The organism is Mesorhizobium sp. B2-1-3 (assembly GCF_006442495.1).
Taxonomy (GTDB): Bacteria; Pseudomonadota; Alphaproteobacteria; order Rhizobiales; family Rhizobiaceae; genus Mesorhizobium.
Genome location: NZ_VFWL01000011.1, coordinates 1 through 22,937, shown reverse-complemented (window position 1 = coordinate 22,937; position 22,937 = coordinate 1). Strand labels below are relative to the sequence as shown.

Sequence of the window (22,937 nt, the reverse complement as noted above, 5' to 3'; positions counted from 1 at the left end):
GTGGTGGTGCCTCGTCGTTTTCCGGCAGGAAGTTGGCATTTTGGTTTCGTTTCGTTCACGAGCCGCAGGGGTTTTAATCCGCCCAAACGCACCCCGCACCTGCCGGTCACCCAGCTTGCAGGCTTGTGCCAAGAGTGGAGACCGGTCGGGCCACAGGCCATTAACCAAAATAGTTTCAAAGGGCCCGGGAGCGCATTGACGACGGACCGCGCTGGCAGGATGCTGGCTGCGGGAGGGCATTTCGTTTCCGTCGCCTTAACAAATTCATTAAACTTTAAATGGTTGCGGAACACAACTGGAACAGATAGTGTTTGTTCTGGGTTTGTTTTCTGATTCTGGTTCCAGACCCTTCGTGCAATGCCTTTGGGGGCCGCCATGCTCACGCGCAAGCAACATGAACTCTTGATGTTCATCCATGAACGGCTGAAGGAAAGCGGCATTCCGCCGTCCTTCGACGAGATGAAGGAAGCGCTGGACCTCGCCTCCAAGTCGGGAATTCATCGGCTGATCACGGCGTTGGAGGAGCGCGGCTTCATTCGCCGCCTGCCCAACCGGGCGCGCGCGCTGGAGGTGCTGCGCCTGCCGGACTCGATCGCGCCGGGTCTTAACGCGGCAAAGAAGTTCTCCCCGAGCGTCATCCAGGGCAGCCTCGGACAGGGCAGCAGCCCTAGCCGGCAGATCAAGCCGGCGACGTCTTCGCGTCTGCCCGCTGCCGGCAATGACGACGATGCGGTTTCAGCGGTGTCGATCCCGGTCATGGGTCGCATCGCAGCGGGTGTGCCGATCGACGCCATCCAGCATCAGACGCATTCCATTTCAGTGCCGCCTGACATGATCATGGGCGGCGAACACTATGCGCTGGAGGTCAAGGGCGATTCGATGATCGAGGCCGGCATTTTCGACGGCGACACGGTCATCATCCGCAATGCCGACACCGCAAGTCCCGGCGAGATCATCGTGGCCCTGGTGGACGAGGAGGAAGCAACGCTGAAGCGCTTCCGCCGAAAGGGTGCTTCGATTGCGCTCGAGGCTGCCAATCCGGCCTATGAAACACGTATTTTCGGACCGGACAGGGTCAAGGTGCAAGGCAAGCTGGTCGGCCTGATCAGGCGCTACTGAGCGGGGTCGGCGGTGGGCTTTTCGGGTTTACGGTAAGGCGGCAGTCCCCTTGCCTCGCGTGAGAATTTCCGCTGTTCGTGCCAAGGCCGATATGGCCCGTCGACGGCAAAGCTGACCCGTGCCGGTGCCGTCGCCGATTGCTGGTCGAAGAAGACGGCGGCACTTCCCTTACGAGCGAGCTGCCGCTTGGTGATGACGAGAACCAGCGGATTGTGGCAGGGATCGTAGCCCGCGGGGTCGTTGATGACGATCAGATCCGCATAGGAGCAGGCCCTCCAGGCGTCCTTGCGATCCTCCACCTGCGCGATGATCGCCCCCGAGGGATGCCGGGCCATGCACAGGCCTGTGAAGCAATAGAAAGGCGCTCCCGCCGGAAGTTGCGCGGAATCGAAGATGTCGAACTGTCGGTCTCCGCTGTCGAACAGTTCCGGCGCAACGATGGTTTCGGACTTCAGCGCGCGTTTCCAATTATCGACGGTGAATTCGTTCGGGCGCGCCCGGTTGATCGCGAGCTCACCGCCGCCGATCGGCAGTGCCACCAGGCGGGCATCCTCCGAAATCAGCACGTCCGGCGTGCGCGTGTCCGAGACGGTCAACAGGCCGGCGAGCGCGAAGGGAAGTGCCGCCAGCCGCAGCCATGTCGTGGCCATCGTCGCGATGACCAGGGCGATCGCCACCAGAAGGACGGATTGCTGCGAAATCAACCCGACCGCGTCGACCGGCGAGCGTTGCGAGATCCATCCTGATATGGCGATCATCGCGGTCAGTCCCTTGCCCATCAGATAAAGGGATGGTCCATCGAACCCGAACGGCATCAGCAGCGCACTGGCAACCGCAAGGAACATCACGACCGAAACGATCGGCATGACGGCAAGATTGGCGAACAGGCTGAGCGGCGACACGCGCTGGAAATGCCAGATGGCGAAAAGCGCCGTGGCGCTTCCCGCGATAATCGAGGTCATCGCCAGCCCACCTGTCGCCAGCAGCAATTTTCGCGTCAGGAGGCCAGGCAAGGTCCGTTGCGGCGGCGGGGTCCGCGCTTTGTCGGCTTTGCGATCCGACCAGCCGGCATAGGCGCCGACCAGGGCCGCGGTGGCGGCGAACGACATCTGGAAGCTCGGCCCTACCACCTCGTGCGGCGACACCACGATGACGGCGATCGCCGAAATAGCCAGATTGCGCATGGTGAGTGCCGCCCGATCGAACAGAACGGCGATCAGCATCACCGCCAGCGTGATGAAGCTGCGTTCGGCGGCGACAACGACGCCCGAAATGACGAGGTAGGCGGCGATCGAGAAAAGTGCCGCCGCGGCCGCGTATTTCTTGACCGGCCGGCGGGAGGAAAAATTCGGGAACAGCGCGAAGCCGCCACGCAGCAGACCCATGACCGTGCCGGCGACCAGCGCCATGTGCAGCCCGGAAATTGAGATGATGTGGTAGATGCCGGTGCGTCGCATCGCTTCATTGATCTCGTCGGGAATCCCGGCGCGCACACCCACGATCAGCGCCGCGGCGATCTCGCCCTCGGCACCGCCGATGCTGCCCCTGATATGGTCGGCAATGCTTTCGCGAGCACTCTCGATGGCGGCTGAAAGGGCGGCCCACAGCGGCCTGTCATCGGCTGAGACGATTTTGGGGTTGCCGAGAAAGAAGCCGCTGGCGCCTATGCCGGCGAAGTAGCTGTCGAAGGAAAAGTCGTAGCTGTCCGGCCGCACCGGTCCGGTCGGCGGCAACAGCCTGGCATAGCCGGTCACGAGCGAACCGGCCGTCACTTCAGCCGGCACCTTGCGTGCCGAAAGGCGAACGCGCTCGGGCGCGTAGCGTAGTTTCGGCCGCGCGGTCGATGTCACATCGATGGTCAGCCGGATGCGGCCGGTCTCCATCTGGTCGACCGAAACGACGCGGCCGGTGATTTGCGTGGAGATCTCCGAGCCCAGCATCCGCGTTCCCGCCCGCCACGTCTCGACTTTGCCGGCGAGCATGCCGAGCGCGCACAACAGCGCCGCCATGAAGCACAGATGCGTTTTCGGCCATGAGCGTGAAACGAGCGCGCACAGCGACATCAGGATCGCGACCGCGACAGGCTTGGCAAAGCCCGGCTCCGCCGCCAACGAAAAATACGCAATCGATCCGCATGCCAGGAACACCGGGACGAGCAGGAAGCCTATGCCCCGATCGAGTTCGAGCTCGGACGCTCTGGCCACGCCGTTGCGCAGACGAGGCCATGAAGCACGGCCGAACTCACGGCGCAGACGCACGGCCGCGCCGGCTGCGGGAATGCCGGGCGGCGTGGAAACATCCGCCGGCGGCGACTTGCCCGGCTGCTGTAGGGGCGGCAACGCCAGCGGCAATGAGGCGGGCGCGGGCATGGCAAAAAGAGAGCGTTCGCTGACGCCGGCAACGACGTCCTCGCCTTCCTCCGCGCCCCGGCCCGCTCCAGCCATCGGGTCTGCCCCTTGCGCCCTCGACACCCTATGCTACATGAACGCGCGACACGCGAAAGTGCGTGTGATCCGCACCCCGCTCCAGACGTTTCCCGAGAGTTGTATGTCCGACAAGGTTGTCACCCGTTTTGCCCCCTCGCCCACCGGCTACCTGCACATCGGCGGCGCGCGTACGGCGCTCTTCAACTGGCTCTACGCCAAGCACACCGGCGGTACGATGCTGCTGCGCATCGAGGACACCGACCGCGAGCGCTCCACCGATGCGGCGACAGCAGCCATTCTCGAAGGACTGACTTGGCTCGGCCTCACCTGGGACGGCGACGCCGTCTCGCAGTTCGAGCGCGCGCCGCGCCATCGCGAGGTGGCCGAGGAGCTGGTGCGCATGGGCAAGGCTTACTACAGCTACGAGACCCCTGCCGAGCTTGAGGCAATGCGCGACGCGGCGCGGGTCAAGGGCCTGCCGCCGCGCTATGACGGAAGCTGGCGTGACCGCGACCCTTCGCAGGCGCCTCCTGGCGTCAAGGGCGCGATCCGCATCAAGGCGCCGACCAAAGGCGAGACGGTGGTGCATGACCGTGTCCAGGGCGACGTGCGCTTTCCCAACAAGGATCTGGACGACTTCATCATCCTGCGCTCGGACGGCAATCCGACCTACATGCATGCCGTCGTCGTTGACGACCACGACATGGGCGTCACCCACATCATCCGTGGCGACGACCACCTGACCAATGCCGCCCGCCAGACCGTGATCTACAACGCCATGGGCTGGGATGTGCCTTCAATGTCGCACATACCGCTGATCCACGGCGCCGACGGCGCCAAGCTGTCGAAGCGGCACGGCGCGCTGGGCGTGGAGGCCTACCGCGCCATGGGCTACCTGCCCGAAGCGCTGTTGAACTATCTGGCTCGGCTCGGCTGGAGCCACGGCGACGACGAGATCATGTCGATCCAGGACATGATCGCCTGGTTCGATATCGGCGATGTGAACAAGGGCGCCGCCCGCTTCGATTTCGCCAAGCTGGAGGCGCTAAACGGCGTCCACATGCGCCGCATGGGCGATGCCGAGCTGTTCGACATCTTCATCGCCACCTTGCCCTATCTCGAGGGCGGCCCGGCAATGGCCGCACGCCTCGACGACCGGAACAGGGCACAGTTGCTGGCAGCGTTGCCGGGGCTGAAGGAGCGCGCCAAGACGCTGGTCGAGCTTGTCGATGGCGCCGCCTTCCTGTTTGCCGCGCGGCCACTGCCGATCGACGAGAAGGCAGCCCTGCTGCTCAATGACGATGCGCGCAAGGTCCTGCGTGGCGCTCACGACGCCCTCGAGGCGGTTTCAGGCGACTGGACGGCGGCCTCGACTGAAGCCGCGATCCGCGACTATGCGACGGCCGGCGGCTACAAGCTCGGCGCCGTCGCCCAGCCCTTGCGCGCCGCCTTGACCGGCAAGAGCACCTCGCCCGGCGTCTTCGACGTTCTAGCCGTGCTTGGTCGCGAGGAGAGCCTGGCGCGCATCGCGGATCAAATCGATTAGGAGCAATCTGGCCCAAGAAGATTGGCATTGAAAGGCGCGTTTCGCAGTGCAACATTGAGCCTTGGCCCAATCTGGCACGCACTTCCTAAAATGCGGTCGCGAATACGCGCATTCGGTGACTTCGACGTGTCGCTTTGCAGAATTTGCCTTTGCCGGCATGAGGAAACAAGAAGGAGTTTGCAATGACCGAAGCTGCGACAAGACGGGAACTGGGCGGCAAGACCCAGGAAGCCACGGCAAAGCTGGAATTCGCCGGCAAGACGCACGAATTCAAGGTGCGAAGTGGTTCGGTCGGGCCTGACGTCATCGACATCGCCACGCTGTACAGCACCACCGGCGCCTTTACCTACGATCCCGGCTTCACTTCGACGGCAAGCTGCGAGTCCGAGATCACGTTCATCGATGGCGACGCCGGCATTCTCCTGCATCGCGGATATCCGATCGATCAGTTGGCCGAACATGGCGACTTCCTCGAAGTCTGCTATCTCCTGCTCTACGGCGAACTGCCGACCAAGGCGCAGAAGGACGATTTCGACTACCGCGTGACGCGCCACACCATGGTGCATGAGCAGATGTCGCGCTTCTTCACCGGCTTCCGCCGCGACGCGCATCCGATGGCGGTGATGTGCGGCGTGGTCGGCGCGCTGTCGGCCTTCTATCACGACTCCACCGACATCTCGGATCCTTACCAGCGCATGGTGGCGTCGATGCGGTTGATCGCCAAGATGCCGACGATCGCGGCCATGGCCTACAAATACCATATCGGCCAGCCCTTCATTTACCCGAAGAACGAACTGAATTTCGCCGCCAACTTCCTACACATGTGCTTTGCCGTGCCGTGCGAGGAATACAAAATCAATCCGGTCCTGGCGCGCGCCATGGAGCGCATCTTCATCCTGCACGCCGACCACGAGCAGAACGCTTCGACCTCTACCGTGCGGCTCGCCGGCTCGTCTGGCGCCAATCCGTTCGCCTGCATCGCCGCCGGCATCGCCTGCCTGTGGGGCCCGGCGCATGGCGGCGCCAACGAAGCGGCGCTGAACATGCTGGGCGAGATCGGCCATGTCGATCACATTCCGGAATTCATCGCCCGCGCCAAGGACAAGGACGATCCGTTCCGGCTGATGGGCTTTGGCCACCGCGTCTACAAGAACTACGATCCGCGCGCCAAGATCATGCAGAAGACCGCGCATGAGGTGCTGGGCGAACTCGGCATCAAGGACGATCCGCTGCTCGACATCGCCATGGAACTGGAGAAGATCGCACTCACCGATCCCTATTTCATCGAGAAGAAGCTCTACCCCAATGTCGACTTCTATTCCGGCATCACGCTGAAGGCGCTGGGCTTCCCCACCACCATGTTCACCGTGCTGTTCGCCGTCGCCCGCACCGTCGGCTGGATCGCGCAGTGGAAGGAGATGATTGAGGATCCGCGCCAGAAGATCGGCCGCCCCCGCCAGCTCTACACCGGCGCGCCGGAGCGAGACTATGTGCCGATCGCGAAGCGGTAAAAAGGAAGAAGTGAATAAGTGAGTAGTCAGTAGTCAGTAGGGAAAGAGCGGTAATCCTACTCACTACTCACTACTCACTACTCACTACTCACTACTCACTACTCACTCTCTTGATATACCCCATCACCACTTGCGCGGCGATGTCGCCTGACGGCTTGGCGGTTGTCATGCGCCGCGCGATCTCGGCGAACCCGTCCTTCTGCCATCTGCGCATGCCTGTGTCGGCGAACAGCGCTTCGAGTTGGCGGGCCAGATTGTTCGGCTTGACATACTCGTTGTAGAATTCCGGGATCAGCGCCCGATCCGATATCAGATTGGGTAGCAGCGCCGACCAGACCGAAACGAGATATGGCGCCACGATGCGCGCAACAGGGTCAAGCCGGTAGCAGGAGATCATCGGCACATCGGACAGCGCCAGTTCAAGCGAAACCGTGCCGGACGCGATCAGCGCCGCGTCAGCCTTGCCGAAGGCCTGCCACTTTCGCTCAGGGTCGAGGATGATCTCGGGCTTCTCGTCCCAGCGAGCGACCGCCGAGCGCACGACATCGGCGACATGCGGCACGGTCGGCAACATCAGCCGCAGGCGATGCCCGCGTGCCCGCAGCATCGACACGGTCTCCCCAAATGGCTCGAGCAGCCGCCGCACTTCGCTGCGTCGCGAGCCGGGCAGGACGAGCAGCGTCTTCAGGCGATCCGGCGAAAGATCCCGCGGTTGGGCCTGCGTCCTGGCTGCCGAGAGCACGCCCGCGTCATGGGTGAGGCGATGTCCGACATAGGTCCCTGGCGGTCCGCCGAGCCTGCCGAGCTCCTTCACCTCGAACGGCAGGATGCAGAGGATGTGGTCGACATAGGGCTTCATCGCCACCGCCCTGCCCGGCCGCCATGCCCAGACGCTGGGACAGACATAGTGGATGATCGGGATGGTGGGGTTGGCCGCGCGCACTTTCCTGGCCACGCGCAGCGAAAAGTCGGGGCTGTCGATGGTGATGAGGCAGTCGGGTTTCTCATCCGCGACCATCCTGGCCAGTTGGCCGATCCGCCGCATCAGCCGCGGCAGGTCTCGCAGAATGGCGCTGAAGCCCATGAGCGCGATCTCGCCGGCGTCGAACGGCGAGACCAGCCCGAGCGCCTGCAGATGGCGGCCGCCGAGACCGACGAGCTGCACCTCGCGGCCCGTCGACTGCTTGATCGAACGCACGATGTCGGCGCCAAGCAGGTCGCCGGATTCCTCGCCGGCCACGATTGCGATCTTCAGCGCCTTGTCAGCCATGCGCCGGCTCCCCTGCTGGCAGGCCGACGATGAACAGGCCGAGCGCATTCGCCCGCGACAGCGTCGCCGGCCCCTCCAGGATGAGAGAGCGCCCCGCCTCGACGGCAATTCCGGCAAGCCCCGCCGCATGGGCTGCTTCCACCGTCTGCGGCCCTATCGACGGCAGGTCGGCCCGCAGCTCCTGGCCGGGTTTGGCGCATTTGACCAGCACTCCGCGGGTCTTTCCGGCAAGCCTGCCATGGCCGCGCAGCGCGCGCGCTCTTTCGAGCAGGCCGCTCGTGCCTTCGATGCCTTCCAGCGCGATGGCCCGGCCTCCGATCGCAATCGCCGCCTGCCCGATATCAAGCGCGCCGATGGCCTTGGCGGCCAGCCTCGCCGCCTCGATGTCGCGCCAGTCCGATTGCTTTGGTTTCGCCGCGGTCAGCGTGCCTTCGCCGGCGGCCAGTTCGGGAACGACCTCATGCGCGCCGACCACTTTGATGCCCCGCTTCTCCAGGCCGCGTGTCACCACCTTCAAAAGTCCATCATCGCCGCGCGCCAGCGCCATGATCACCGATGGCACGATCGCCAGCAAGCCAAGGCTCAGGCGGATGTCGGTCAGCCGGGGCCGGCGTCTGATTTCGCCGGCAAGGATCACATGAGTGATGCCGTGGCGCTTCAGCGTCGCCACCAGTGAACCGATCTGCTCGAGGGCAAGGCTGCCGTGCTCGTATCGCAGCAACTCCTGCCGGCGATCGGCCTCGCCTTCCATCAAGAGGATAAAGGGCGGGTAGCCATGCGCGGCCAGGCCTTGAGCGACTTCCACCGGCAGGCTGCCGCCACCGGCGATGATGCCGACCCTGGCCCCCGGCGAGAGAACGAAATCCGCTGCCGCCGCCTCAGTCTTCGTCATCGCCGTCATCGCCATCGCTCCCCTTGAGCGATGGCACAGCATAGTGCCGCTTGCCGCGACTGGAGATGAAATCGATGATCTTCATGGCGGTCGGTGACGTGGCGAATTCCGCCTTGGCGAATTCGATGTTCTCGCCAACGGTGCGCGAGCGGTCGAATATTGTCTTATAGACCCTGCGCAGCAGATAGATCTCGGATCTTGGCAGACCGGAGCGCTTGAGCCCGATGATGTTGAGGCCGCGCAGGCTGGCCCGATTTCCCGCCGCCATGGCATAGGGAATGACATCACCCACAAAAGCCGAGCACCCGCCAAGAAAAGCGTTGTCGCCTACCCGCACGAATTGATGAACGGCGCTGAGACCGCCGATATAGACGTTGTCGCCGATTTCGCAGTGTCCGCCCAGCGTCGCGCCGTTGGCGAAGGTGGCGTTCTTGCCGACGACGCAGTCATGGGCGATGTGGGCGTAGGCGAGAAAATTGCCATTGTCGCCGACCGTCGTTTCGCCGCGGCTGGTATCGGTGCCGACATGCATGGTGACGCCTTCGCGGATCGTGCAGTTCTCGCCGATGACGAGCGTGGTGCGGCCGCCCTTGTGCTTGGTGTTCTGCGGCGGCCCGCCCAGTATCGCCATCGGATAGACCTTGGTCGACGCGCCGATCGTCGTCGCGCCTATCACCGAGACATGGCTGACCAGTTCGACGCCGTCGCCAATCACGGCATCTGCGCCGACATAACAGAGCGGTCCTATGCGGACGCCTTGGCCGATTTGTGCGCCTTCCTCCACGACGGAGGAAGGATGGATGGATGTCTTGATTTTCATAAGCATTCGATTGTCAGTCACCGGTGACCATCATGGCTGAGATCTCGGCCTCGGCGGCCTTGTTGCCGTCGACCAGGGCTTCACAGGCGAATTTAAGCAGGTTGCCGCGTTTCTTGATTTTCTTGACATGGATCTTCAACTGATCGCCGGGAACGACCGGTTTGCGGAACTTGGCGTTGTCGATGGTCAGGAAATAGACCAGCGACGGCTTTTCAGTGCGAAGACTGCGGATGCAGATGGCCCCGGCAGTCTGTGCCATCGCCTCGACGATGAGCACGCCCGGCATGACCGGCTGCTCGGGGAAGTGCCCCTGAAAATGCGGCTCGTTTATGGTCACGTTCTTGATGCCGGTGGCGGATTCGTCGCCATCAATGTCGACGATGCGGTCGATCATCAGGAACGGATAGCGATGCGGCAGGAGCTTCATCAGCCCCAATATGTCGACTGCTTCCAGCGTCGTCCCGGTGATGTCAGCCATTGCTCCCCTCGCCCTGTTTGCGGGTCCTGGCGAGCTTGCGCAGCATGGCTATCTCGCGCATGGCTTCCGCCATCGGCTGTGCCGGATAGCCGCCCCAGATCTCGCCCGCGGGCACATTGCTCATGAATCCGCTTCTCGCGGCAAGCTTCGCTCCCGACCCGATCGTCAGGTGATCCGCAAGCCCGACGCCGCCGCCCATGGTGACATTGTCCCCCACCACGACGGAACCGGAGATACCCGAAAGTCCGGCCACGATGCAGTTGCGACCGATGCGGACGTTATGCGCGATCTGCACGAGATTGTCGATCTTGGTGCCCTGGCCGATGATCGTGTCGGACATGGCGCCGCGGTCGACCGTGGAATTGGAACCGATCTCGACGTCGTCCTGGATGATGACGCGGCCGATCTGCGGAACACGTTCCGGCCCCTTGGCGCCGGCAACGAAGCCAAAGCCGTCCTGGCCGATCCGGGCGCCGCCATGGATGATGACGCGGTTGCCGATCAAGGCATACTGGACGCTGGCGCCCGGGCCGATATAGCCGTCACGCCCGATCTGGCAGGAACGGCCGACGACGGCGTGAGGCGCGATGACGGTGCCGGCGCCTATGGACACCGCAGGACCGATCACCGCGCCGGCTTCGACGACGGCACCTTCCTCGACATGTGCGCTCGGATCGATATGGGCATGCGGCGAGATACCGGTTTCACCGGTCATCGGCCCCGGGGTCGCCGCTGTCGGAAACAGCAGTCGTCCGACCAGCGCGAATGCCTGTTGCGGACGGGGATGCACAAGGACGGCGATGGCGGCAGGCGCCTTGCCGGCGAACTCCGCAGGACACAGCACCGCAGCCGCCCGCAGCGACGGCATCAGCGAGGAATTGCGTTTGCCATCGACGAAAACGAGTGCATTCTCGCCGCCTTCGTTGGCCGGCGCCAGCGCGTCGATGAAAACGCCGGACTGGCCGGAATCGACAAGCACCGAGCCGGTCAGATTCGCGACTTCGCCCGCCGTATACCGGCGTGATGGCGCGAAGAACACCGGATCGGTCATTCCAGAAGCTATATCCAGCTAGATCGGAACATTTTCTCCCGGACCTCAACGATCCGGGAGCATCGTCATCCGCCGGTCAGAAGCGGGTCGATATGCCGAAGTTGAATTCCTGCACGTCGTCCCTTGCTTCTTTCTTGACCGGGATCGCATAGTCGATACGGATCGGGCCGAACGGCGAAGCCCACATCAGGCCGACACCGACCGAGGCGCGCCATTGCATGCCAGTGGACGATTGATCGACCAAGCTCTGGTCGTCGATCTTGCTGCCGTAGAGCGTGGCGGCATCCGCAAAGACCGCGCCGCGCAAGCCGAAGCTCTCCGGAACGACCGGCAGCGGAAACTGCGCTTCCGCCGAGGCGTTGAAATAGGTGGTGCCGCCGAGATGATCGCCGCTGGTGCCGGAAGCAATCGGGCCGATGCCGCCATAGGCGAAACCGCGGATCATGCGGTCGGTGCTCTGGAAATGATCGAAAATGCGCAGATCGCCGTCGTTTCCGTAGCCTTCGACATGGCCGGCACCGCCCGAAAGGAGGCCGACAAGATCGAACTGCTCGGACAGCGTCTGATAGACGCTGCCGCGTCCCGTCACCTTTACGAACTTTGCATCGCCACCGAGACCTGCCACTTCCACGGTTGTGGTGGCATAGATACCCTCATGCGGGTTCTTCATGTCGTCGATGGTGTTGTAGACCAGTCCCAAGCTGACCGACGACTTGATCCACGGGCTTTGATCGATGCCATCCAAGATAGCCTCGGAAACATCACAGCCTGAGTCGGGAACACCGTCCCCGTTGTCGTCGCAACTGTCATCCAGCTCATACTTCTCCCGGGAAATATTATACGCCAGCTGGGTCGAGATGCTGTCGGTGATCGGCAGGCCGAAGCGCACCGTCGCGCCCAACGTATCGCTGTCGTAGTCGTCGTATTCCCTGGTCCGCTTGTAGATATCGAAGCCGGCGGCGATACGGCGCCCGAGGAAATAGGGCTCGGTGAACGAAAGGCTGTAATCGCGCGAGTTCTTGCCGCCACCCGCCGACACCTTGATGAACTGGCCGCGGCCGAGGAAGTTGCGCTCGGTGATCGATCCTTCGACGGACGGACCGGCGGTATCGCCACCGGTCGAATAGCCGGCGCCGACCGAGAACTCACCGGTCGACTTTTCGACCACGTCGACCACCAGCACGACCTGGTCCGGCGCCGACCCGGGGACCGTCGAAACCTCGACTTTGTCAAAGTAATTGAGATCTTCCAGCCGCTTCTTCGCGCGCTGGATCAGCACCTGGTTGAACGCGTCGCCTTCGCTGACGTCGAACTCGCGGCGGATGACATAGTCGCGCGTGCGGTCATTGCCGCGGATCTCGATGCGCTCGACATAGGCCTTGGTGCCCTGGTCGATGGTGTAGACCACCGAAATCGTATGATTCTCGAAATTGCGGTCGCCACGCGGCGTGACCTGCGCGAAGGCGTAGCCGGAGCCGGCCACCTTCTCGGTCAGGGCAATGATGGTGTCCTCGACGTCCTTGGCGTTGTAGACGTCGCCCTTGTGGGTCTCGACCACCGATTCCAGCGCCTTCGAGTCGACTTCCGGAATCGTGCTTTCGACGCTGATGTCGCCGAACGTATAACGCTCGCCTTCCTGCACGGTGATGGTGACCGTGTACTTGTTGGTCGCGTTGTCGAGCTCACCGACGGCGGACACGACCTGGAAGTCGGCATAGCCGTGATTGTAGTAGAAGCGCCGCAGCAGCTCCTGGTCGGCGCGCAGCTTGTCGTCGTCATAGACGTCGTCGCGCAGGATGAACGAAACCCAGGACGAGCGCTTGGTCGTGATCACATCTGACAGGCGGCGGCTCGAATAAGCGCTGTTGCCGACGAAATTGATCGCCGCGATCTGCGTGCGATCACCTTCATTGACATGGAAGACCACGTTCACGCGGTTGTCGCCGAGCTGCATGACCTCGGTGGTCACGGCGGCATCGTCACGGCCGATACGTCTGTAGGCGGCCTTGACCGACTCTACATCGGCGTCGAGCGCCGCCTGCGAGAACGTGCCGCGCGGCTTCAACTGCACGGCAGCCGCAAGCGCGTTGTCCTTGAGCTTCTTGTTGCCCTGGAACAGCACCTGGTTGACGACCTGGTACTCGGAAACCTTGACCACCAACGTCGAACCGACCTGATTGATCTGCACATCCGAGAACAACCCGGTTCCGAACAGCGCCTTGACCGCGCTGTCGATGTCGGAGCTGGAGAAGGATTTGCCCGGCTTGATGGTGATGTAATTGCGGATGGTATCGGCGTCGACACGTTGGTTGCCGCTCACCTCCACCCTGCTGACGACAGCGGCTTCGGCCGCCGATGTGGCAACGAACTGCACTGCGAGCGCACCTGGCACGACCAAAGCCGCGGACAGGGCTGCCGCGGAAGCGGCGCTCAAAAACTTGGATGCTGCCTTCATCGGGCTTAATAACCTTTTCTCGTAGTCCCCACGGCGAGAAAACCGGACGTGCGGTAATTTCTCGTACCGTATTAACCGGATTTTCCCTACACGCAAGGCTTCTGGTTAATTTGTATTTACTTAACCCTGGTGCGTGGCTTTCGCGTCACTCATATCCCCGTGCATGGTAAACGGCGTCTCAACATCGACCATGCCGAAGCCAAATTTCTTCATGATTTCAGCATCCAAACAGATCGTTCCAGAATACGAAACCCATGAAGCCCAAAACCAGAAGCAGACCGGCCCGATAGGCCATTTCCATCATCCGTTCCGACACCGGCCGGCAGATGACGGCCTCCACGCCGTAGAACAGGAGATGGCCGCCGTCGAGGGGGGGAATCGGCAAAAGATTGAGGATGCCGATGCCCACGGACAGAAGCGCAACGAGCTGCACGAGCCATTCGAAGCCGAGCTTCGCCGCCTTGCCGGCCATGTCCGCGATCTTCACAGGGCCGCCGAGCTGGCACTTGTCCTCGCGCCCAACGACGAAGCGCTGCAGGAACTGGCCGGTGCGCTGGATGACGTGCCCGGTTTCCTCCACCGCCGCGGCCAACGCGCCGGCGGGGCTGTAGGTGATCAGCCTGGGCTGGCCGAGTTCCTGGTTGTTGACGACGCCGATCACGGCCACCTTGACCTTGTTGCCGAGCGCGTCCTGCTGCTCCATCAGCTGCGGCGTGGCGGTCACGGTCACTTCCTTGCCGTCGCGCAGCATGACGAAGGTGATGCTGTCGCCGGCCCGGCCCGAAACCAGGCGTTGGACGTCACCGAAGGTTTCGATCTTGCTGCCGTCGACGCTGACGAATCGGTCGCCGGGCAGGATGCCGGCTTTCGCCGCCGGGCTGCCGGCGGTCACCTCGGCCACCATGGGTTCCGCGACATAGCGGCCATAGGCTGAAAACAGCACCGAAAAGACGACGATCGTCAGCAGGAAATTGAACAGCGGCCCGGCCACCACCGTCGCCGCCCGCTTCCAGATCGGCTGGGTGTGAAAGGCGACCTTGCGTTCCTCGTCGGTCAGCGTTTCGATCTCTTCCGTCGACGGCTGGCTGGAGGTGGCGTTCATGTCGCCGACGAATTTGACATAGCCGCCAAGCGGTATGGCGCAGAGCTTCCAGCGCGTGCCGTGCCTGTCGTTGAAGCCGAAGAGTTCCGGGCCGAAACCGATCGAAAAGGCCCTGACGCCGATGCCGCACCAGCGGCCAACGAGATAGTGGCCCATCTCGTGGACGAACACGACCACGGTCAGCACGAACAGGAAGGGCACGAGCGTGCCGAGAAGGAAGCCTTCCATGCCGAAGATCGCGTGAAGAATCTCGTTCAACTCAAATCCTCAGTTCTTCCGCGACACCGTTGCGCCGCGACTGTGACATCAATCCAGGCGAATCCAAGGCGCGCCCGCATCGATCGTGGAACGATGCCGCTCAAATGGGAAACAGCCCCTGTGCCGGCTGATCGGCGCCCGCCGAAATCCAGCCGATGACGTATAGGGCGAAAGCCGCCGCGACAAGCCCGTCGACGCGGTCCATGACGCCGCCATGGCCCGGAATGAGCGCGCCCGAATCCTTGCGGCCGTGGCGGCGCTTGACCCAGGATTCCAGGAGGTCGCCAGCCTGGGAGACGATTGAAAGCGCGAGCGCGACGAGACCGAGCATTGGCAGGTTGCCCGCACCGGCGGCGACGGCCAGGATGAGCCCCGCAACGACCCCGCCCACGGCGCCGCCGAGCGCGCCACTTCGCGTCTTGCCGGGAGAGATGGACGGCGCCAGCCTCGGGCCACCGACGGCCCGGCCGACGAAATAGGCAAAGATGTCGGTCGCCCAGACCACCGCGAACAGGAACAGGATGGCGACGAGGCCGGAATGGTCGCCGTCACGCAGAAGCGCAAGGGAAAGACCCGAGACGGCTGCATAGGCAAGGCCGGAGGCATCCCACTGCCCGGCCCCGCGCAGTTGGGCGGCGATGGCCGTGACGGCGACCAGTGCAGCCACCAGAAGCAGCAGCCACAAGGCTGGTAGGCCGGCGATCATGGCACCGAGGAACACCAGCAGCAGCGCTTCCGGCAAAAAACCCAGCCTGGTCGTCCCGGAGGGGCGGGACATGCGCGTCCATTCGTAGAAGATCACCGCCGAAATCGCGGCTGAAAGCAGCCGGAACGGCAGGCCGCCGAGCCAGGTCAGGCCAAGCGTCGCGATGGCAAGCACGACCGCCGAAAGAACGCGAAGCTGAAGATTGCTCATCCCGCGGCCGGCCGCGAAGCGATATCTTGCGGATCCAGCCCGCCAAAACGGCGTTCGCGCCCGGCGAACTCGCGCAAGGCCTCGGCGAGATGCTCTCGGCTGAAATCGGGCCAATAGCAGGGCAGGAAAACAAGCTCGCTATAGGCAGCCTGCCACAGAAGAAAGTTGGAAAGGCGAAGCTCACCGCTGGTGCGTATGACCAGTTCGGGATCGGGAATGCCTTGTGTGTCGAGGCAGCCGGCAAAGGATTCGGCGGTGATCGCCTCGCTGTCGAGCTCGCCGCGCGCGACGGCCGAGGCAAGCTTGCGCGCCGTGCGCACGATCTCGTCGCGTCCGCCGTAGTTGAAGGCGATGATCAGCGTCAGCGCCTCGTTGGCCGAGGTCAGCGCTTCGGCTTCGTCCAGCAGGAGCCTGATATCGGGCTGCAGCCCAGCCCTGTCACCGATGATCCTCACGCGCACGCCGCTGCGGTGCAGTTCGGCGAGATCGCGGCGGATGAACAGCTTCAACAGACCCATCAGGTCGCTGACTTCGGATTTCGGCCGCGACCAGTTTTCCGAAGAGAAGGCATAGACAGTCAGATAGGAAATGCCGAGATCGGGCGCGGCGCGCACCGTCTTGCGCAGTGCTTCTACGCCCGCGCGATGGCCGGCGAGCCGCGGCATGCCGCGCGCCTTGGCCCAGCGTCCGTTTCCATCCATGATGATCGCGACATGCGCGGGCGTTGCCATGATCTCGCTTTCGGGCCAGCCGCCGGCCAGACCCTAAACCTGCATGATTTCAGCTTCCTTGTCGGAAAGCAGGTGGTCGATGGTGCTGATCGTTTCGTCGGTAAGCTTCTGGACCTGGTCGGAGCGCTTGCGCTGATCGTCCTCGCTGATAACGCCGTCCTTCTCCGCCTTCTTCAGGAAGTCCATGCCGTCGCGGCGCACATGGCGCGCTGCGACACGGGCGTTCTCGGCGTAGCCATGCGAGATCTTGACGAGTTCCTTGCGGCGCTGCTCGTTGAGTTCCGGAAGCGGAATCCTGAGATTGGTGCCGTCCACGATAGGATTGAAGCCCAGATTGGATTCGCGGATGGCGCGATCGACCGCGCCCACCATCGACTTGTCCCAGACCGACACCGAAATCATGCGCGGCTCAGGCACCGTGACATTGGCCACTTGGTTGATCGGCATGCTGGTGCCATAGGCCTGCACCTGGATAGCGTCGAGCAGGTTGCTGGAAGCGCGACCGGTCCGCAGCGAAGCCAGGTCATGCTTGAACGCGGCGATTGCCCCATCCATGCGCCGCTTGAGATCGTCGTACTCACCACTCATCTTAGTCTCCTCGACCCGTCTGACGCGGGTTCACTGCTTTCGGGGCAAGGCCCCGTGTTCGAGCCTGATTTCGAAACCGGTTTTCGCCTTTTTCCGCGATCAGGCCCCGGATCAATCGTCCGCGACGACCGTGCAGCGGCCGCCGCCCCTTAGAATATCGCCGAAACCACCTTTTTCGTGGATCGAATAGACGATTATCGGAATGTTGTTTTCGCGCGCAAGTGCAATCGCTGCCGTATCCATGATGGAAAGGCCGCGATTTATCACTTCGGCATGGCTGATGCGCTCGAAACGCGTCGCGTTCGGGTCCTTCTTCGGGTCGGCAGAATAGACGCCGTCGACCTGTGTGCCCTTGAACAGCGCGTCGGCGCCGATTTCAGCGGCGCGAAGTGCCGCGGCCGAATCAGTGGTGAAGAACGGATTGCCGGTGCCGCCGGCAAAGATCACCACCTTGCCCTGGTTCATGTAGGCGGTTGCCTGGCGCTGCGAAAAGCTCTCGCAAAGCTCAGGCATGGCGATCGCGGAAAGAACCACCGCATCGACGCCGATCTTGTTCAGCGAGGTGCGCAGCGCCAGCGAATTGATGACGGTGGCGAGCATACCCATATGGTCGCCGGTGACGCGGTCGCCACCCTTGGAGGCAACCGCCACACCGCGAAAGATATTGCCGCCGCCGATGACGACGCCAACCTCGATGCCGAGCGCGCGGGCTTCGGCGATGTCGCCGGCGATGCGGTCGACGACCGAGACGTCGATGCCGAAATGCTGTTCGCCCATCAACGCTTCACCAGACGCTTTCAGCAAGACACGTCGGTAGAGGGGCTTCACCGTCATCTGGTCCTCGAAAATCTCGGCGCGGCAAATCAGGAGGCGAAACTGCCCCGCTTCGCCTGGCGGCGCTGGCATGATGGTTCGACCCGATACACGAAGGGCGCGGCGATGTCACGCCGCGCCCTTGCGCAAAATCCCAGGCTTTTTCGATCAGTTGCTGCTGATGCTGACCGCCTCGCCTTCCACCAGAACCTGCGGCGAATAGCCGGAGGGCTTGTCGCCGGTCACGACACCGCCGGCCACCCTGACCTGGATCTCGGGCCCGAAATAGGAATGCGGGAACGGCGCCGGCATGCTGCTCACCGAATCCAGCCGCTTGCGGAGTTCGGGGGCAATCGAAAAATCCAGCGCCGCGAGGTTGTCCTGCAGTTGCGCGAGCTTGGTCGCGCCCAGGATGGCGGTTGCGACGCCGGGCTGCGTCGCCACCCAGTTGAGTGCCACCTGGGCCATGCTGCGGCCGAGTTCGGCGGCCACCTTTTCGAGCTCGGCCACGATCGCCCAATTGCGGTCGCTGAATTTCCGGAAGCTCGGATGCGTGGTGTTGCGGAAACCGTCGAGCCGGCCGGCATTGCCGGCTTGCGTCGGGCGATATTTGCCGCTGAGCAAGCCGCTGGCCAGCGGGCTCCAAACCATGACGCCGGCGCCATGATGCGTGGCGAAAGGCACGAACTCATGCTCGATCGAGCGTTCGGCCAGCGAATATTCGAGCTGCAGGGCCGAGATCGGCTCATAGCAGCGCAATTCTGCGATCGCCTGCGCCCGCCCCGCATACCAGGCCGGCACATCGGAAAGGCCGACGTGGCGCACCTTGCCCGCGCGCACCAGGTCGTCCAGCGTGCGCAGCACCTCCTCGGCCGGCGTCAGCCTGTCCCACACATGCATGAGATAGAGGTCGATATAGTCGGTTCCGAGCCGCTTCAGAGAGGCGTCCACGGCGCGCATTATGTTCTTGCGGCCATTGCCGCCGGCGTTCGGATTGCCCGGTTCTGAATTGAAGGTGAATTTAGTGGCGATCACCGCCTTGTCGCGCAATCCGCGCTCGGCGACGAATTCGCCGAGCCAAGTCTCGGCGGTGCCGCCGGTATAGAGATCGGCCGTGTCGAAGAAATTGCCGCCCGCCTCGACATATTCGTCGAAGATTGCGTGGGCTGTATCCCTGTCAGTGCCCCAGCCCAATTCGGTGCCGAAGGTCATGGTGCCCAGCGCCAACCGGCTGACGCGCAAGCCGCTGTTGCCAAGCGTGTAGTAGTTCATGGTCATGATATTCTCCGATCGAGTTTGATGTTGGGTTATTGGCCGGGTGTCGTCTTGACCCAGGGATTGCCGCGCTCATGGGTCACGCGGAAGGTGAAGCCGTCGACCTTCCAACCCGCGCCGGAGCGGGTCAGGTGGTGCTCATATGTGCCCCATACTTCCCAAAGCGGCTCGCCATTGCCTTCCATCCGGTTCCAGGCATAGCCGTTCGACAGGACGGTCGCCGTGTCCGCTTCGAGAACGACTTGGTGATTGGTGCGCAGATGCAGGCTGGTCTTGCTGCCCTTGAGGTTGCCGGCCCAGGCGCCGATCAGCTCATCGGAGGCAATGTTGGCCGCCGGCTGTCCGGACAGGCTGCTGAAATCCGCGGTAACCCGATCCGCGAAATAGCTGCGGGCAAGTTTCCAGTCCTGTGCATCGACGGCGCGGTCGATGGCATCGGCGATGCGGATGACCGCGCGCTCGTCGGCAAGCGCCTGCCACTCCGCCGGTTCGGCTCCGCCGGCATCGATCGGCGCCAGCGCCAATCCTGCAGCGAGGGTCATATGTCTCAAAGCACTCATGGTTCGTCTCCTGGAAGTCAGCCCGCCGCCGATGTACCGAGGACAATGTGGATCAATGCTCCGCCATCGATAAGATTGCATTGTTCGCAAAGACTATGGGATATCATTCATGAATGGACCGGGACCTGCTCACCCACCTGCCCGTCATCGTTGCCGTGGCGCGACGCGGCGGCTTCGCGCTTGCCGCGGCCGAGCTCGGCATGAGCCCGTCGGCGGTCAGCCATGCTGTGCGGCTGGTGGAAGAGCGCATCGGCCAGCCGCTGTTTGCGCGCACGACACGTAGCGTCTCGCTGACCGAAGCCGGCAAGGCACTGGTGGAGACAACGGGCCCTGCCCTCCAGGACGTCGCGGAGCGGATGGACCGCATCCGCGGCGTCAAGGGGCGGCCCTCCGGCCTGCTCAGGATCAATGCGTCCAACATCGCGATCCCTTTGGCGGTGACGCCGTGATCGCGGCCATGGCCGAACGCTATCCGGATGTGACGGTCGAGGTCTTCGCCGACCAAGCCCTGGTCGATATTGTCGGGGAAGGTTTTGACGCCGGCATTAGGCTGGGCGAGATGATCGCGCAGGACATGACCGCCATACGGCTGACGCAGCCCTTCAAGGCCGTGCTCGTCGCCTCGCCGGACTATATCGGAAAGCACGGCCGTCCCTGCGACGTGGCCGACCTCGCGAACCATAATTGCATAGGCTACAGGCTTGTCCGCTCTGGCGCGTTCTATCGCTGGGACCTGAACGACAATGGCAAGGAGGGCGTGGTCGAGACGCGTGGCACGGCCGTCGTGACCGATTCGCTGGCGGCGATCGATCTTGCACTTGCAGGGGTCGGGCTCGCCTACGTGTTCGAGCCGCTGGTGCGCGCCGATCTTGCCGCCGGACGCCTCGTCCAGATCCTGCCAAAGACCGCAATCGAGGAGCCTGGCCTTTTCCTTTATTTTCCGCGCCGGGCATCGATGGCGCCGAAGCTGAGGGCCTTCATCGACACCGCACAAGAAATCGGCCGGGCATCCATGCGGACACCCGGCCGAGTTGCCTGAGCCGTTTAGCCTTACTTGTTCTTCGGGCTATTTCTTGACCGCCGCCGCGACTTCCGCCGCGAAATCGGTCGCTTCCTTCTCGATGCCTTCGCCGAGCGCGAAACGCAGATAGGCCGAGATCTTGGCCGGAGCGCCGATCTCTTTCTCGGCATCCTTCAGCGCCTTCTCGACGGTGATGTCGGGATTGAGCACGAAGGCCTGCTTCAGAAGCACGACTTCCTCGTAGAACTTGCGCAGGCGGCCCTCGACCATCTTCTCGATGATCGCCTCCGGCTTGCCGGACTGGCGTGCCTGGTCGGCGAAGATCGCCTTCTCGCGCTCGACTGCCGCGGGATCGAGTTCCTCGGTGGTCAGTGCCATCGGGTTGGTGGCGGCGACATGCATGGCGACCTGGCGGGCGAATGCATTGGCCGCGTGCTCGTTGCCCGTGGTCTCGATAGCGACCAGGACGCCGAGCTTGCCAAGGCCGTCGGCAACCGCGTTGTGAACATAGGTCGCGACGGCGCCGTGCGGAACGGTGAGCTTGGCCGAACGGCGGAAGCCCATGTTCTCGCCGATGGTACCGACGGCGTCCTTGATGGTGTCGGTGACCGACTTGTCCGAACCCGGGTACTTCGCGGCAGCCACGGCCTCGCTCGTGCCATAGGCCAGTGCCACCTTGGCGACGTTGGCGACGATCTCCTGGAAGGCGGCGTTGCGGGCGACGAAGTCGGTCTCGGAATTGACCTCGACGACCGCGGCCTCGCGCACGCCGGAATCGACGCCGATCAGGCCCTCGGCCGCGGTGCGGCCTGCCTTCTTGTCGGCCTTGGAGATACCCTTCTTGCGCAGCCAGTCGACGGCTTCTTCCATGTTGCCGTTGGTCTCGTTTAACGCCGCCTTGCAGTCCATCATGCCCGCGCCGGTCAAGTCGCGGAGTTCTTTGACCTGTGCAGCCGAAATGCTCATTGTCGCCTCTTTGTTCAAATGCGCCGACGCACCATCGAATCTCGACGGTGCGTCCGTTTAACGCGTCAAAATATTAGAAAGATGAAGGCCGTGACCGGCCCTCGCTATCACGCTTCCGGAGTTTCCGCCGCCGGAGTTTCGCCGAGCACCGGCTCGACCGGAGCTTCCACCGAAGCGCCGATGTCGACACCCAGCGCGCCCTGCTGGCGGGCGATGCCGTCGATGGCAGCCTTCGCGATGAGGTCGCAATAGAGCTGGATGGCGCGCGCGGCGTCGTCATTGCCGGGGATCGGGAAGTCGATCTTGTCCGGATCGCAGTTCGAATCGATGATGGCGACGACCGGAATGCCAAGGCGCTTGGCCTCGAGGATGGCGATCGCTTCCTTGTTGGTGTCGATCACGAACATCAGGTCGGGCGTCGAGCCCATGTCCTTGATGCCGCCGAGAGCCTTGTCGAGCTTCTCGCGCTCGCGGTCGAGATTGAGACGCTCCTTCTTGGTCAACCCTTGCGCCTCGCCGGCCAGCATCTCGTCGAGCTTGCGCAGGCGCTGGATCGAGTTCGAGATCGTCTTCCAGTTGGTCAGCATGCCGCCCAGCCAACGCGAATTGACATAGTACTGGGCCGAACGCTGCGCGGCATCGGCGACGATGTCGGACGCCTGGCGCTTGGTGCCGACGAACAGCACGCGGCCGCCCTTGGCGACGGTGTCGGAAACCTGCTTCAGCGCCTGGTGCAGCAACGGCACCGTTTGGCTGAGGTCGATGATGTGGATGTTGTTGCGGGCGCCGTAGATATAGGGCGCCATCTTCGGGTTCCAGCGGTGGGTCTGGTGGCCGAAGTGAATGCCAGCTTCCAAAAGCTGGCGCATGCTGAAATCAGGCAGAGCCATTCTCATTTTCCTTTCCGGTTAGCCTCCACGGACACAGGCATTTTCGGACGAAGTCCTCGATGCCACCGGAGGTTTCAGCCGGATTTCTCCCGGGCAGACACCAAAGTCCGTGTGTGGAATGAGCGCGCATATAGAGGGGAAGTGCTCCAAACGCAAGCGCAACGACGCATTGTGTCGTAAGCAGATGAGTTGTCCGGATTAGGTAGCACGTGAGTTGTCCGGTTTTATCGCCAGCGGATGGAGGCTGGG

At 63.1% G+C, this 22,937-nt stretch carries 19 protein-coding genes and 1 pseudogene; 4 read left to right on the top strand and 16 right to left on the bottom strand.

Annotation, left to right across the window (positions count from 1 at the left end):
* Positions 1 to 375: 375 nt before the first annotated feature.
* Complete coding sequence (gene lexA / locus FJ973_RS18825; protein ID WP_140498674.1) at positions 376 to 1,119, top strand: transcriptional repressor LexA; 744 nt, start codon at positions 376 to 378, stop codon at positions 1,117 to 1,119.
* Here lexA and FJ973_RS18820 read toward each other — a convergent pair.
* A complete protein-coding gene (locus tag FJ973_RS18820) occupies positions 1,113 to 3,563 on the bottom strand; it encodes a ComEC/Rec2 family competence protein (RefSeq protein ID WP_140557161.1) in 2,451 nt (816 codons plus the stop codon). The genes lexA and FJ973_RS18820 overlap by 7 nt on opposite strands.
* A 103-nt stretch (positions 3,564 to 3,666) precedes the next feature.
* Here FJ973_RS18820 and gltX point away from each other — a divergent pair, with 103 nt between their 5' ends.
* Both gltX and gltA read left to right on the top strand, forming a co-directional pair.
* Positions 3,667 to 5,091 (top strand): glutamate--tRNA ligase, encoded by a 1,425-nt coding sequence (gene gltX, locus FJ973_RS18815; protein ID WP_140557159.1) that lies wholly within the window; start codon positions 3,667 to 3,669, stop codon positions 5,089 to 5,091.
* Between the two features lie 182 nt (positions 5,092 to 5,273).
* Positions 5,274 to 6,602, top strand: coding sequence for a citrate synthase (gltA, locus tag FJ973_RS18810; protein WP_140498678.1), 1,329 nt, complete (start codon positions 5,274 to 5,276; stop codon positions 6,600 to 6,602).
* Between the two features lie 91 nt (positions 6,603 to 6,693).
* Here the strand turns inward: gltA and lpxB are convergent, their stop codons facing one another.
* The 13 genes from lpxB to FJ973_RS18745 form a co-directional block, all read right to left on the bottom strand.
* Positions 6,694 to 7,872, bottom strand: coding sequence for a lipid-A-disaccharide synthase (lpxB, locus tag FJ973_RS18805; protein ID WP_140557157.1), 1,179 nt, complete (start codon positions 7,870 to 7,872; stop codon positions 6,694 to 6,696).
* A complete protein-coding gene (locus FJ973_RS18800) occupies positions 7,865 to 8,779 on the bottom strand; it encodes an LpxI family protein (protein WP_140557156.1) in 915 nt (304 codons plus the stop codon). The genes lpxB and FJ973_RS18800 overlap by 8 nt, the downstream gene beginning before the upstream one ends.
* Entirely contained in the window at positions 8,751 to 9,584 is an 834-nt protein-coding gene (gene lpxA, locus FJ973_RS18795; RefSeq protein WP_140498684.1) for an acyl-ACP--UDP-N-acetylglucosamine O-acyltransferase, read from the bottom strand. Before lpxA ends, FJ973_RS18800 begins: the two co-directional genes overlap by 29 nt.
* A gap of 13 nt (positions 9,585 to 9,597) precedes the next feature.
* On the bottom strand, positions 9,598 to 10,062 hold the full coding sequence (gene fabZ / locus FJ973_RS18790; protein WP_140498686.1) for a 3-hydroxyacyl-ACP dehydratase FabZ: 465 nt from the start codon (positions 10,060 to 10,062) through the stop codon (positions 9,598 to 9,600).
* Positions 10,055 to 11,113, bottom strand: coding sequence for a UDP-3-O-(3-hydroxymyristoyl)glucosamine N-acyltransferase (gene lpxD / locus FJ973_RS18785; protein WP_140525234.1), 1,059 nt, complete (start codon positions 11,111 to 11,113; stop codon positions 10,055 to 10,057). The genes fabZ and lpxD overlap by 8 nt, the downstream gene beginning before the upstream one ends.
* A gap of 76 nt (positions 11,114 to 11,189) precedes the next feature.
* Positions 11,190 to 13,568, bottom strand: coding sequence for an outer membrane protein assembly factor BamA (gene bamA, locus FJ973_RS18780; protein ID WP_140557154.1), 2,379 nt, complete (start codon positions 13,566 to 13,568; stop codon positions 11,190 to 11,192).
* Positions 13,569 to 13,785: 217 nt separating this feature from the next.
* Positions 13,786 to 14,928, bottom strand: coding sequence for an RIP metalloprotease RseP (rseP, locus tag FJ973_RS18775; protein ID WP_140557152.1), 1,143 nt, complete (start codon positions 14,926 to 14,928; stop codon positions 13,786 to 13,788).
* Positions 14,929 to 15,028: 100 nt separating this feature from the next.
* Positions 15,029 to 15,844, bottom strand: a complete 816-nt coding sequence (locus FJ973_RS18770) for a phosphatidate cytidylyltransferase (protein WP_140557150.1) — start codon at positions 15,842 to 15,844, stop codon at positions 15,029 to 15,031.
* Positions 15,841 to 16,575 (bottom strand): isoprenyl transferase, encoded by a 735-nt coding sequence (locus tag FJ973_RS18765; RefSeq protein ID WP_140557148.1) that lies wholly within the window; start codon positions 16,573 to 16,575, stop codon positions 15,841 to 15,843. Before FJ973_RS18765 ends, FJ973_RS18770 begins: the two co-directional genes overlap by 4 nt.
* A 33-nt stretch (positions 16,576 to 16,608) precedes the next feature.
* Positions 16,609 to 17,163: a ribosome recycling factor gene (gene frr / locus FJ973_RS18760; protein ID WP_140498698.1), complete on the bottom strand. Its 555-nt coding sequence runs from the start codon at positions 17,161 to 17,163 to the stop codon at positions 16,609 to 16,611.
* Positions 17,164 to 17,274: 111 nt separating this feature from the next.
* Positions 17,275 to 17,997 carry a UMP kinase gene (gene pyrH, locus FJ973_RS18755; RefSeq protein ID WP_140498986.1) on the bottom strand — a complete coding sequence of 241 codons (723 nt, stop codon included), beginning with the start codon at positions 17,995 to 17,997 and terminating at the stop codon, positions 17,275 to 17,277.
* 147 nt (positions 17,998 to 18,144) lie between these two features.
* Positions 18,145 to 19,254, bottom strand: a complete 1,110-nt coding sequence (locus FJ973_RS18750; protein ID WP_140557146.1) for an aldo/keto reductase — start codon at positions 19,252 to 19,254, stop codon at positions 18,145 to 18,147.
* 29 nt (positions 19,255 to 19,283) lie between these two features.
* The gene (locus tag FJ973_RS18745; RefSeq protein ID WP_140557144.1) at positions 19,284 to 19,811 is read right to left on the bottom strand and encodes a nuclear transport factor 2 family protein; all 528 of its coding nucleotides are present in this window, start codon (positions 19,809 to 19,811) and stop codon (positions 19,284 to 19,286) included.
* 113 nt (positions 19,812 to 19,924) lie between these two features.
* Between FJ973_RS18745 and FJ973_RS18740 the strand changes: the two are divergent.
* Positions 19,925 to 20,850, top strand: a pseudogene (locus FJ973_RS18740) (LysR family transcriptional regulator).
* A 27-nt stretch (positions 20,851 to 20,877) separates the two neighbouring features.
* Here the strand turns inward: FJ973_RS18740 and tsf are convergent.
* Together tsf and rpsB are read right to left on the bottom strand one after the other, a co-directional pair.
* On the bottom strand, positions 20,878 to 21,798 hold the full coding sequence (tsf, locus tag FJ973_RS18735) for a translation elongation factor Ts (protein ID WP_140498706.1): 921 nt from the start codon (positions 21,796 to 21,798) through the stop codon (positions 20,878 to 20,880).
* A 107-nt stretch (positions 21,799 to 21,905) separates the two neighbouring features.
* Positions 21,906 to 22,688, bottom strand: a complete 783-nt coding sequence (gene rpsB / locus FJ973_RS18730; RefSeq protein ID WP_140498708.1) for a 30S ribosomal protein S2 — start codon at positions 22,686 to 22,688, stop codon at positions 21,906 to 21,908.
* Between the last annotated feature and the right edge of the window lie 249 nt (positions 22,689 to 22,937).